The sequence below is a fragment of the Arenibacter flavimaris genome (assembly GCF_030291335.1).
In the GTDB taxonomy this organism is placed as follows: domain Bacteria; phylum Bacteroidota; class Bacteroidia; order Flavobacteriales; family Flavobacteriaceae; genus Arenibacter.
In genome coordinates this window covers 23,114-36,272 of record NZ_JASWIM010000010.1, presented here as the reverse complement: position 1 = coordinate 36,272, position 13,159 = coordinate 23,114, and the positions used below count along the sequence as shown (strand labels likewise).

Here is a 13,159-nt window from a genome sequence, read left to right as displayed (position 1 = left end):
AGGAAATCTTAAAATTATCGTCATTTTCCTTCCAAAATTTCATCCAAGGCTGTTTTAATGGCCGTAGTATTGGATGTATCACCGTGATTGGTAAGTATAATATAACAACTTTTATTATATAGATTTCGTTTTATAAAGGTTCTATAGCCTGCAAGTCCCCCTGTATGCTGTACTACCTTTTGACCATCTCCTTCAGAAACTCCCCAACCGTAACCGTACTTGGTCAATTCCCCATTATTTAGGGTTGCGGGGGTAAATGCTTCTTCAAGGGCAGCATGCGAAATCAACTGTTCCGTGTACAGTGCCCGATCCCAAAGATGTAGATCATCAAGCGTGGAAAACATACCACCAGCACCCGTTGTGAAAATTTCATAATCATCCAACTGCCCCGCTTGGTTATACCCAACAGCTCTGTTTTCAATAGCTGGTGCAGATTCGTCATACACCAAAGTATTGTTCATGCCCAAGGGCCTAAAAATATTTATTTCCATAAACTTATGAAAGGGCATGCCCGAGACTTTTGTAACTATTAGTGATAAAAGCACATAACCCCCATTGCTATATCTGAATTCGTCCCCAGGCTTAAAATCCAATTCCTTTTGTTTTACAAGGGCCTCCAATACGTCCTTATCCCTAAGTCCCTTTCTATAAATACCCAATCTATAGTGGTCCGCTATACCCGAAGTATGGGTCATTAAATGTTTTAGGGTAACAGTATTGGCGTAGTCCGGAAACTCAGGGAAATACTTGGATAATTTATCATCATAAGAGAGCTTCTTTTGCTCTTTTAAAATCATAATCGCCATTGCTGTAAATTGTTTTGACACAGATGCCAAATAAAAAACGGAAGCTATGTTTAGTTTTCGATTATTGTCCTTGTCTGCATAACCTAGGGCATTTTTATAAATAATTTTATCCCCTCTACTTACCAATATAGCACCATTGAACATGCCTTTTTCATAACTGTGCTGTATCAGACTGTCAATTTTTCCAGCTTCGGTTTTGGTATTGTCAATAGAGGTCGATTGTGAGTGTATAGAAGCTGTTGCCCAAAATAGCATCATAAAAATGAATGGAGCGTTCTTAATGAATTTAGTTTTAAAATAAATGGCAGTATTACCCATATAATGTTTTCCTAGGATTTTTAATTGTCAACCATGAGGGCCAGCATACAATAAAAGCACAAGTCACAATATAACTGTTTTAACGACCTATAATCCAACCAGACGATTTTGCCCATAGATCCAATAAAGATTTCACTGGAGCCAAGAGAAGAGTATTACGGTCAAGTATTGGATTCTTTACTTCTAAGGTAGCAAATATTGATTTCGGTACTTGCCACATCGATGAAATACAGAATTATCCGTTGTAACACACCATTTCTTATGAAGACGCAGGATTTCCTATTTGGGACTACGGTGTATATAATTTAAAATAAATGGCCGAAAATAGTGATAAGTGAAGGGAATTGGATTGGGGATTTTCTATAGGGTACTAGCACCGAAAGTAAAATAGGGGCTAAGTTGCACACCCTTATTTGATCAATTTATCCAAGTATGCTACCCTGGGTCGCTTGGTTTAGGTAGGAACTCCATCCGTATGGATTAATAGTAAGCAGTGTATTCCTCTGCGCCGGAATGTAAACCACGGTGCCCGTAAGATCTCTACAGTTATACTATCACCTTGCTATAAACCGGATTCAATAATTCCGGTTCTGGAATATGAAAGGGCAGGGTAAATTTAAAATTACTCCCTTTTCCTACTTCACTTTCCACCCAAAGATGTCCATCCAGTAGTTCCACAAATTCCCTGCATAGAACCAAACCTAAACCGGAACCATTTTCGTTTGCAGTACCTGGTAGGGTGACACTGGTGGATAGATCGAAGATTTTATGGATTGTAGTGTCGTCCATTCCCACTCCATTGTCCACAATGGAAATTTCTACATGGTCATGATTTTTATTGACTACAACATTTATATGTCCTTCAGGATTTGTGAATTTTATGGCGTTCGAAATTAAGTTCCGTAAAACAGTTCTTAATATATTTTCATCAGTACTTATTTCAATTTCGTCTGTGGCGGAAAAATGCAAAGAAATGTTCTTGGCCTTAGCCTGGGACAGTTTAAGTTCAATAATATGCAGTATTACTTTGGACAGGTTAATTTTTTCTGGGCTGAAACCAAGTTCTCCGGTTTGTGATTTTGCCCAATTTAATAAATTGTCAAGTAGACTCAGGGTATTTTTGGCAGTTGTATTTATTAGATCAACAAACTCTTCAGATTCCGAATTTTCGGTGGTAGCAACCTTTTCAGAGAGCAGTTCGGAAAGGCATAAAATGTTGTTGAACGGACTTCTTAAATCGTGTGCTATAATTGAAAAAAGTTTATTTTGGGTTTGGTTCAACGCTTCAAGCTTAAGCTTATCCTGTTCAATGATTTTATTTTTTTCAAGTATTGTTTTTTGATCTACTTCCTTTAAAAGCATAATGTAACCAATACTGATGGCACTAATTACAAGGATGGAAATTATAAGGAACCAATTATTGAAGGTAGAGCTTTTGAGGAAAACATATGAATCGCCAATTTGGTATATATTATAAGCGCGAAAGAGCTGGAATATGGAATATAAAAGAAGCACCCCGCTTAAAAGAATGGAAAACTTGTATTTATTTTTATTGAAAAATAGATAATAAGCACCTATCGCATAGAAAAATGAGCAGGAAATTATCCGTATAACATTCATAATGGTATTGTTTTTTTCAGCGATTACAATGGCGGCATAAAATAGAAATGCAAAAACAACAAAAATCCGTAACAGTTTTTTTCGCTTCTTACCATCAAAAGAGATAAGACCAAACGAAGTAAAGGTAAAACAGGCAATCATTAATAAATTATTAATGCGCAAAGCAAGGATTGGTGGTAAAAAATCACTATTTCCGTGTAGAATAATGGCAATCGTTTGAAACGTTATACCCAGTGCCACTAGCAAAAAATACCATTGTTTGTGATGATAGAAATATTGATAAATGAAGAGGGAAATAATAAATAAATTATTCAGAGCTAAAAAAAACAATATCGAGGGGTAGTCTAAGGTCATTTTTATTCTTTATATTTTATAAAGGTTAAAAAAAAATGTTAATAATCTGTTTTTTTAATATTTGTTTGGCAACTTAAATGTGCTTATATATATCCAGGTCACATAGAACACTGATTATCAAGGTGGTGGACAGTTCTTGGATTGGAGCTAATAGGCAATCAATAAAAGGTATTAAACCTCAGGGCAGGCCTGTCTGCCGACAAAGGCAGGCCCTGAACCCATTAATAGGAATCGACCCTAGGGTCGAGGTATTGAACCTAGATCCCGCATAAAAAGGCGGGATTAGTTCAACTTTCAATTTTAAGTGCGTCTTACTGACTTTTCAAAATTGAGTTTTGACTAATAAATTAAAGGGCAGTAATTTCTAAATGGGTCGATGAAGAGGCTACATTTATCATTTGGCAAAGTAGTTATACCAGCCTGAGAACACCTTCTTAAATGTTTTCCATTAGAATTAATCAACCAAAATTATTCTAGGGACCGTAGGAAAAATGTAATACTACCTTTAGGAGTACCAAAAATTATATAAATGACTTAGGATCTTTATGGAATACTGAATTAATCTCAGGTTTAATACTGCTATAACTTGGTTCCCTGGATTAAGATGGAAGATTTGATCGACTTTTCCTTTAAATGCAAGAACTTCTTACGTTCTTCGTCTTCTTTGAAATTATCAAAGTCTTCCTGGGAATTAAACTCCACCAAGTGAATTTCATAGGGGGTCTCCGTATTTTTTTCAATTACGGAATCCTCTGTGGGTCTAATCCTTAAGGTAAGTCTACCATTGTATTTTAAAATGGTGGGAATAGCAAGATCCTCAAACTGATGAAAAACGTCCTCCTGCCCTTCATTAAGGTATATAAGCTGGGTTATGTAAATCATATTAAAAGGGACTTTTACAGTATAAGTTAGGTAGAGTGATAGAACAACTAGTAGCGTATTTTAAATTACAATAAATTTCACAACCAAGGATTAGGCACTTTAAAAAAAAAATACAACAATTGCTAGTTATTACTAGGGTTATTAATGGTCCGTTTTTATTTATCATTTAGTTTTTACTTCTTTATTTCCAATTTATTGATTATTCCTTTCAACATGGTTGGAACAATTAGCTTGTGGAAAGGTCGAACAGGAAGAAAGTATAATTTACCAAACCAATTATTAAATTCTACGGTTGTGGTAAGGGTGATGTCCTTATTTTTGGTTCCAGATGCATGAGGTGCCAAAAATAGTGAGACCCTAAAATTCAGATGTTTATCATCTTCCCCTAAAATGACTTCGTTTTCGGTTTTGGCGAACACTTTAAAAAGTCCCATTTGTTCTCCTGGTTCACATTTAAAGTTTTGGAGCTGCCTTTCCCTCTTGGTTATATCACCAGAGGTTTTAAGCCCGAAAATGGATACCATTTTATTTCTAAGGGCAAATAGCCTTTCTACCCATTTTGGTCCACTTGAAAAAAATGCCCTGCCTATATCCGTAGATGTAAATTTATTTCCGTGGTCATACAGGCTAGCTTGAAAACTATCCACATAGTCGTATGTGTTGCCAGAAGAATTCAGCAACGAATGGTTCGGAAGTGTCGTTTCAATTATTTTCATTTTTTATTTCCATAATTCTATGGTCTATTGATCAATAATGGCCCTGCCTGCAATGGTAAAATAGAATCCCTTACTACTCAGAATTTTCAATTGGGATTAAAGGTATGGATATGAGCTAACGTCCAGGTCCATAAAAATCCGGTAGGACCGGTGCTTTTCATAGGGAAGGTTGTTAAACATAGTTTCGTATTCCTAATCATTTAAAATTTAACGGTTATACATAGGGAACGGCAACTTCTATATTTCCTTTACCCAGTGAAAAGGAAATGTTTAAAAATATTGTTCTTTCACTATTTGTACTTGATTCCAAAATATCAAAATCATCCAGCTCTATATAATTTTTTAAGTCCAAATAAAGTTTTTCTATTTTTTGCTCTTCAACTTCAATTCTTAAAGACATTGAAATATCAGAAAACTGCTTTACGTCTACAACATCTCCCGACCTATTTATAATCTGATTAATTTTATCAAGGGCTTCATACCTACTTTCCTTAGAGTATCCTTTCCAAAAAATAAATTTGTTTGCCACCTTTCACTTTTATTTCTCAACGTTGTTTTTCCCTATTCAAGCGCAGCGGTTTGGCTATAATTGGGGACAGGACTTGAATACTTTCCATTGTAACACAGTATGTAAGAATAAATATAATTAATTTTTAATATAAAGTACGTAGTACATAATGACAATCCGAATCCATATAATTAGTTAAAAAGGTTTCAAGAATAATCGTTCATACCTTAATATTGTTATTACATCGATTTTAATTTTTTGATTTACAATTTTAAAGTAAATTTTAATCTTTATAATTCGTTCCCCCAATAGAATATTTTTTTATTGAATTGCAGTTAAATAACATGCCTAACAAAATGTACAATGAAAAAAATATTTTATTCCTTAATTATCATAATCCCACTTTTCCTGTTCGTAATTGGTTCATGCTCCAAAGAAAAAATTACCATTTATGAATTTACAGGTGATGTATCTCCTATAGATGGAGGAAGTATTAGCCCTAACCAAGGTACATTTGAATCAGGAGAAAAGGTGACCATATCAGCAACTCCTTCCAATGGATTCTATTTTAAGAATTGGAGTGGCGATATTACAGGGACAGATAATCCCTATTCATTTACAATACAATCGGACACAGAGGTTATCGCCGTTTTTGAAAAAGAGGATACGGATGGTGATGGGGTTCCGAACGATGTTGACAAGTGTCCTGAAACCACTACCGGGGAAACTGTAAATATGGATGGCTGTTCGGAAAGTCAAGTAGATTCTGATGGAGATTCTGTATTTGATGATGTAGACCAATGTGCCGATACCCCAGAGGGTGAAACAGTAGATGAAACAGGTTGTTCCATTAGCCAGAGAGATACTGACCTTGATGGTATTACCGATAATTTAGATGAATGTCCGGACACTGGTCAAGGGTTGACAGTTGATGATAAGGGTTGTGCAGAAAATCAGCAAGATATGGATGGAGATGGTATTCTGAACGATTTGGATTTGTGTCCAGGAACTCCCCTGGGAGAACCCGTTAATAGTAATGGTTGTACTTCGTCTCAGACTGATTCTGATGGAGATTCTGTTGCTGATGGATTGGATCAATGTCCAGACACGCCATCGGAAGAAACGGTTGATAGTGAAGGTTGTTCTGATAGTCAAAAGGACACGGATGGAGATGGAGTAACAGATAATCTAGACCAATGTCAAAATACCCCTTCCGGAGAAGAAGTGAGCTCGATTGGATGCTCTTCTACCCAAACTGATTCAGACGGGGATACAGTTAATGATGGATTGGATCAGTGTCCCGATACCCCAACAGGAGAAACAGCAGATGCGCAAGGATGCTCAGCTAGTCAAAAGGACACGGACGGAGACGGAGTAACGGATAATCTAGACCAATGTGAAAATACCCCTTCAGGAGAAGAAGTGAGCTCTATTGGATGCTCCTCTACTCAAACTGATTCAGACGGGGATACAGTTAATGATGAGTTGGATCAGTGTCCAAATACACCAACAGGAGAAGCTGTAGATGCTCAAGGATGCTCAGGTAGTCAAAAGGACTCTGATGGTGATGGGGTTACGGATGCTATTGATTTATGTCCAGGGACACAATCAGGAGAAACTGTAAATTCCAACGGCTGTTCTGCCTCCCAGACAGACTCAGCTCCTTCAATAGTGATCTTTGATCAGGCACCAGCGCCTAACGCGACAAATGTGAATACACCTATTACAATTAGTTGGATGGCTTCCACTGATGCCGAAGGTGATGCCATTACTTATGATGTGTATTTAGGAACGAATTCAGCAAACTTAGACTTGGTCAGTCCTAATCAAACCGCTCTATCCTTCACTTCAATCGAACTTGAATTGGGAACAACCTACCATTTTCGCGTAGATGCAAAATCAACTACTCACGTGACTTCAAGTGAAGTGAGAAGTTTTGTGACATTGTTCACTGGATCATTTACGGACACTAGGGATGGTCATACATATGGAACAATTAAAATTGGATCTCAGGTTTGGATGACGGAGAATTTAGTCTACAATTCTTCAGGATCATATAGTTACGATGATGATATATCCAACGATGCAAACTATGGCCGATTGTACGAATGGGCTACTGTACAAGCTGCAATTCCAACAGGCTGGCACTTGCCAACGGATGCTGAATGGAAAATATTGGAAACTGAACTAGGAATGCCTGCAAGCGATTTAAATATTAATGGAGAAGACACAACAAGAGGAACGGACCAAGGCACAAAAATGAAAGTGGGCGGATCCTCTGGATTGAATATCCCAATGTCTGGATACAGATCGAACGGCGTATACAGTTCAATAGACATTAAAGCATATTTATGGGCAGACACTGATACTGGGGAAGGAAACCCCTTTAGAAGAAAAATTGAAGCTGCAAGTCCGTCTAGCTTCAGGTTTACAAATCCACCTGGAACTTTTGCTGATAGCGTACGTTTGGTAAAGAACCAATAACAGAACATTATATTGGATAATTCCCAAAGGGAATTCAAACAAAAAATATTGTTCCTCCTATATTGGGAAGATTTATTTTACGAACGTCTAAATGGTATACATGTCCAAATACTTTTAGGTGTTGTACCTCTTGTCGGTCAGGGTTCCATATTATCCAACCCCAATAGAATTCCATGGCCGATGGGGCGTGGGTAATGTGTACGTTTTAGTTCTCGTTTTCATGAAGAGCTAATGTGCTGCAACGTAGTCCGCTTGTACGCATTAGCCACGTGGACTTGAAGTGAAGACTGGTTTAGTAAGGTCAATTAAGTGAAAACCGCACAAGAAAATAATATCAAGTCTCAATTATTTTTTACCTACACGGCTAGTATTTTAAAAACTATTATCCTCAAAAGGGCTGAAGGCCTGTTTTGGGTGATTTATATAATGTAGTTAGAACGAGGGTTGAACTCGTGACCTCTAAGTTATGGATTCCTAAATGGATTTTTGAAACCCTCTATGTACATGTCTTTCCAGCTTATTTGGAAATAAAACATTTCCAAATAATATTACAACCCTTTTTATCTTTTATAACAAAACGATTACCATATGTCGCCATCCCTACAGGATAGGGGCAGATATGCGTCCATACGTATTGTGTTGTACTTTTTCTTATTTCAAAACATCCATTCCTGCTTTCACAATCTTCAAAATCCGATCGGCATCCTGTACGCATCCTTCCCATATACCGCTCTGCGTTGCTGCCCAAATTTTAATATCATCGGGCAATTCTGGATGTGGCCGAAGTTCTGGATGTGGTGATCTGCTTGAAAACAATTGTGCTATGTCGGCTTCACTTAGTTCGGCATCGGGATCGCTGTGCGAGGCTATTAGGTTTATACTACCACTTAGATTATCACAATCAATTTTGATCTCAATGACATCTCCATCTTGAACCTTACTGATAGGTCCTCCTACCAGAGCCTCTGGACCAACATGTCCTATACATGCACCTGTGGAAACGCCAGAAAAACGTCCGTCGGTAATCAGGGCTATCTCTTTTCCAAAGGATAATTGTTTAAGAGCACCTGTGATTTGGAAGGTTTCTTCCATTCCTGTGCCACTTGGCCCTGTCCCAATCAATATTACAATATGACCTGGTTTTACCTCTCCATGATTAATTGCCTTAATGGCGTTTGCTTCAGAGACAAATACTTTAGCAACTCCTTTTTTGTAGTATATGCCGTTGCCATCGATCATCTCAGGAGCAATTGCACCGCTTTTGATCAGCGCTCCTTCTGGTGCCAAGTTTCCGGAGGGGAAAGTCAAGGTGCTTTTCATCTTGGCCTTCTTCGCCGCTTCAGGGGATAGTATCACTTTATCAGGATGTGCATCGGGATTAAATGATTGGAGGTTAAATCGTACTTGTTGACGCCTATCTCTTTTATTCTCTGCTTCCCAAGAGAACATTTTGCCGCCCTGTTCCCAGACATCCAAATTCTCGCCCAAGGTTTTTCCTGTAACGGTGAGGCAGTCTTCTTTGAGTAGCCCTAATTTTCGCAAATGTATCATTACCTCTGGTACTCCTCCGGCAGCATAAACGTGTGCTGTGGAGTACTTCCCTGCTGGAAGCACATTGACCAATCGTGGCGTTTTTCGGTTAATATCCTCCCATTCTTCTCGAGTAGGCATCTGTAGTCCCGCTGCATGGGCTATAGCAGGGATATGCAGTAAGAGGTTAGTAGATCCGCCAAAAGCTGCATGTACTACCATAGCATTGTAAACGGCATCCTGAGTAAGGATCTGACTGGTATTTATATTGTTTTTTGCCAGATTTACCAGAGCAATTGCTGAATCTTTGGCAAGGGCATACCAAATCTTACCACCAGAGGGGGCCAGTGCCGAATGTGGCAATGCCATTCCCAATGCTTCTGCTACGACTTGGGAGGTGGCTGCTGTTCCCAAAAAATGACAACCTCCCCCTGGTGTCCCACAAGAAGCACATCCATGGGATTGTGCCTCTTGCAAGGATATTTCTTTGTGGGAAACAAGCGATGGTAAAGACTGTACCGAACCCAAGTCTTTGATTCCTTTGGCAATCAATGTTACCCCACCGGGCATAATAATCGTTGGAAGATTGGATTCATTGGCCAATGCCATCATCATCGCAGGTAGGCCTTTGTCACAAGTAGCGATGCCCATTACGCCTTTGCGATTGGGCAAAGAGCGTCTTAAATCTCCTAAAACTGTGGCGGCATGATTGCGATAGGCCAATGAATTCATCATACCTGTAGTGCCTTGGGTACGTCCGTCACAAGGATCTGATACCGATACATAATAGGGTTTGGCAAACAGGTTTTTGAAAGTACTTGCAGCAACCTTTGCGGCATCTCCCAATTCGAAATGTCCTGAGTGCATGCCCAGTGCCAGTGTCTCTTCACCGTTCTTTAATCCTCCAGCAGTACTCATTATAAGGAATTCTGATTGATTTACATCTTCAGGGTTCCACTTCATCCCGGCATCCTGTATTTTACCAAAGATGTCACCACTCGGCTTGTCTTCATAGTCTTCCCGTGATATAGGTAGTAGCCCTTTTCTTGGGGTAACTTCCAATGGGAAATAAAAGGGACTGTTCTCTTGGAAGTGCTCTTTATCGTTATTGTTCATATTTCTTTAAAATCACGATACTAAGGTATCAAGTTAATCTATCTGTTACAAAGGAAAACATTTTTCTAAAGGATACGTCTTTATCATTTTAAACTGCTTCACATTTACCTACACTAAAAATGGGGAATGGCTTAAGCAACAGGGGGAAAAGAAGCAAAGGAGGAGGGCAAACATCTGTCAAGAATTATTTAATGTGCCGAATGCACCACAACGACCCGGTTAAGGCAAGTGGGGTAGTGGACAAGCACTGACCTTTCCGTTTAAGCCCTTAGCCAAAGCTTTTTGTTTTGTAATTATTCTTCAATTCCCAAATTAGCACAGCGTTATTACGAATTCCTTTCCAAAAAATAGAAATCACAAAAATTTTGCGGTCACATAAAAATACGCAAACGATTCGATTCAAAACCTTTGCCCGCATTACTTCATAGGTTATGATGTGCACAGTAATTAAAATAGATTGAAGGTTAGAAAATATTTGTATCTGCCTTGCTTTAGCATAATCCAAGCAACCAATTTGTCAGTTTCTGAATCAAATAGCAATGTTCCTAATGGCTCTTCAGGTTCTTTCTTTTGATAATAAGCAAAAACATTGGAATCCTGAGTGTACATTTTTTTGCCACTAATGCTCTCCATTGCCACGTCCTTATCAAATGGCTCATAAATCTTGTGGTTTTTATAAAATCGAACTGGTTTGGCATCCAAATTTTTTAATCCGATGCTATCCACCGTTTTACGGAAATAGTAGAATAATCCATCAAAAGCCTTTAACCGTTCCTTCTTACGTATTTCTGATGTGTCTTTTAGTACGTAGTTTAATTCAACGTATTTGTCAAATAGGATTTTCTTAGATAGTTCAGTACTATCCTTTCCGTTTACATATTTTGCTAATTCAGTCAGTATCTGATACTGCTTTTTTTCTTTTTCAGTCCAATTGTCAAATACTTTGTTTTGTCCATAAACACTTAACGCTGTAGCAATCAGAATAACAGTTGATATTAATTTCATACGATTCGTCATTATTGTGCACAAGGTTTTCTGTATAAGATGTCATAGCCATTCCCTTCGATGGTTATGCATTTTTGTTAGCTTCCCCTAATTGGAACTGCTTAGTTTTCTAAAACTTCATTAAAGTTATTGTTTTTAAAAGATACTATATCCAAGAATAATGGAAAGAGAATTATATTTAGAATTCCAGTTTGGATAGGTGTTAAATATTTCTATATTTAAACCATATCTTATTTCTGGAATAGCTCAATTTCATTCTAAAAACGTTTACGTTTTCGTTTACGGTAGACAAAAGTACGGAAATAGAAGGCATAAAAAAACGGATTGGCAGTAACCAATCCGTTGATTTTTATAAACTTAAGTTTTGTAGCGAGAACGAGAGTTGAACTCGTGACCTCCGGGTTATGAATTCTAACGAAATTGTATTGATATGGTCTCAAATCACCTGATAATCAATTATTTATATCATAATTTTGAAATTTAAATTAATAGAAAAAACCATAAAAATCCATATAAAACCGCAAAATGTTGTACATATGTTGTACATAGATTTTATATCTTTATGTTATAACAATTTATTATGGCCACCGTAAAGATAGTATTGCGTAAGAATTATCGGAAGAAAGACGGAACATTTCCAATTGCTTTGCGATTGACCCAAAACAGGAAGTCAAAATTTTTGTTTACAGGTGAGTATATCCTAGAAAAGGATTGGGATGAAACTAAAGGGTTGGCAAAAAAGAGTTATCTCAATTCCTCACGACTTAATAACATGCTCTTAAAAAAGGTTTCGGAAGCTCATAATATGGCTTTGGAAATGGAGGCAAGTCCAGAAAATCAGTCGGTTTCCACTTTGGCAAAAAAGATTCTGGGCGAGGACAAATTTGATTTTTTCAAGGTGAGCCAAATCTTTCTGGAAAATCTTTTAAAACGGAAAAAATTCGCTCAACATTATAATCAAGAAAAAAGATTGAATATATTCAAAAACTTTTTAGGATGTAAGGAGTTATCTTTTATTGACATCGATGTCAATTTATTAAGGGGGTTTGAAACATTTCTACTTTATGAAAGAAAGGTTTCTCCAAGAACAGTTATTAACTATCTAATGCTAATTCGAACTATTTATAATTTTGCACGTAAAGAGTACCACGTTGATGATAGAAACTACCCATTTGGCAGGGGCAAGATCCAAATCAAGTTTCCCGAAACTGAAAAAATAGGATTGAATGTAAATGAGGTCCAATTATTGGAAATGGCCAATGAACTAACGCAGGCTCAACAAAATGCCGTAACTACCTGGCTGACCAGTTTCTATTTTGCTGGTATAAGGGTAGGAGATATCTTAAAATTAAAATGTTCCGATTTTAAAGATGATAGACTTTATTATCGAATGGGTAAAAACCAAAAACTTGTTTCTCTCGCTGTACCTGATAAGGCAAAGAGAATATTATACCCGTACATTTCAGTAAAAGAATTTAAAAATGATTTGGTTTTTCCTTATTTGAAGGGGATTAATCTAAAAGACGAAAAACAAGTTTCAACAAGGGTTAAGACAATTACCAGGAGTTTAAACAGACGATTAGTAATTGTGGCGGAAAAACTAGGAATCGAAAAGAGACTTAGTATGCATATTGCACGGCACAGCTTCGGTAATATTTCAGGGGATAAAATCCCAATTCAAATGCTTCAGAAATTATATAGGCATTCTTCTATTACAACCACCGTCAATTACCAGTCAAATTTCATGCACGTACTTTAAACTGACCATTAACTGCCACCAACATTATCTTCTTACGGATATATTAAAGACTTCGTAAACT

Annotated in this window: 9 protein-coding genes; 2 read left to right on the top strand and 7 right to left on the bottom strand. The window is 37.4% G+C overall.

The genetic code is table 11. The features are described from left to right. Positions 1 to 20 precede the first annotated feature (20 nt). The 5 genes from QSE00_RS09985 to QSE00_RS09965 all read right to left on the bottom strand — a co-directional run bounded on the left by QSE00_RS09985 (position 21) and on the right by QSE00_RS09965 (position 5,225). On the bottom strand, positions 21 to 1,064 hold the full coding sequence (locus QSE00_RS09985) for a serine hydrolase domain-containing protein (RefSeq protein ID WP_286105831.1): 1,044 nt from the start codon (positions 1,062 to 1,064) through the stop codon (positions 21 to 23). 606 nt (positions 1,065 to 1,670) lie between these two features. Continuing rightward, a complete protein-coding gene (locus QSE00_RS09980; protein WP_286105830.1) occupies positions 1,671 to 2,885 on the bottom strand; it encodes a sensor histidine kinase in 1,215 nt (404 codons plus the stop codon). Between the two features lie 792 nt (positions 2,886 to 3,677). Continuing rightward, a complete protein-coding gene (locus QSE00_RS09975) occupies positions 3,678 to 3,980 on the bottom strand; it encodes a DUF1330 domain-containing protein (RefSeq protein WP_110357197.1) in 303 nt (100 codons plus the stop codon). Positions 3,981 to 4,153: 173 nt separating this feature from the next. Beyond that, positions 4,154 to 4,696 carry a DUF2867 domain-containing protein gene (locus tag QSE00_RS09970; protein ID WP_110357196.1) on the bottom strand — a complete coding sequence of 181 codons (543 nt, stop codon included), beginning with the start codon at positions 4,694 to 4,696 and terminating at the stop codon, positions 4,154 to 4,156. A gap of 214 nt (positions 4,697 to 4,910) precedes the next feature. Further along, a complete protein-coding gene (locus QSE00_RS09965) occupies positions 4,911 to 5,225 on the bottom strand; it encodes a hypothetical protein (protein WP_286105829.1) in 315 nt (104 codons plus the stop codon). Between the two features lie 342 nt (positions 5,226 to 5,567). On the opposite strand from QSE00_RS09965, the gene QSE00_RS09960 reads away from it, so the two are divergent. After that, a complete protein-coding gene (locus QSE00_RS09960) occupies positions 5,568 to 7,688 on the top strand; it encodes a thrombospondin type 3 repeat-containing protein (protein WP_286105828.1) in 2,121 nt (706 codons plus the stop codon). Positions 7,689 to 8,339: 651 nt separating this feature from the next. Here the strand turns inward: QSE00_RS09960 and QSE00_RS09955 are convergent. Beyond that, positions 8,340 to 10,334, bottom strand: a complete 1,995-nt coding sequence (locus QSE00_RS09955) for a YjhG/YagF family D-xylonate dehydratase (RefSeq protein ID WP_286105827.1) — start codon at positions 10,332 to 10,334, stop codon at positions 8,340 to 8,342. Positions 10,335 to 10,781: 447 nt separating this feature from the next. Further along, positions 10,782 to 11,339 (bottom strand): hypothetical protein, encoded by a 558-nt coding sequence (locus QSE00_RS09950; protein WP_286105826.1) that lies wholly within the window; start codon positions 11,337 to 11,339, stop codon positions 10,782 to 10,784. A gap of 580 nt (positions 11,340 to 11,919) precedes the next feature. Between QSE00_RS09950 and QSE00_RS09945 the strand changes: the two genes are divergently transcribed. Next, positions 11,920 to 13,098 carry a site-specific integrase gene (locus QSE00_RS09945; protein ID WP_286105825.1) on the top strand — a complete coding sequence of 393 codons (1,179 nt, stop codon included), beginning with the start codon at positions 11,920 to 11,922 and terminating at the stop codon, positions 13,096 to 13,098. Positions 13,099 to 13,159 lie beyond the last annotated feature (61 nt).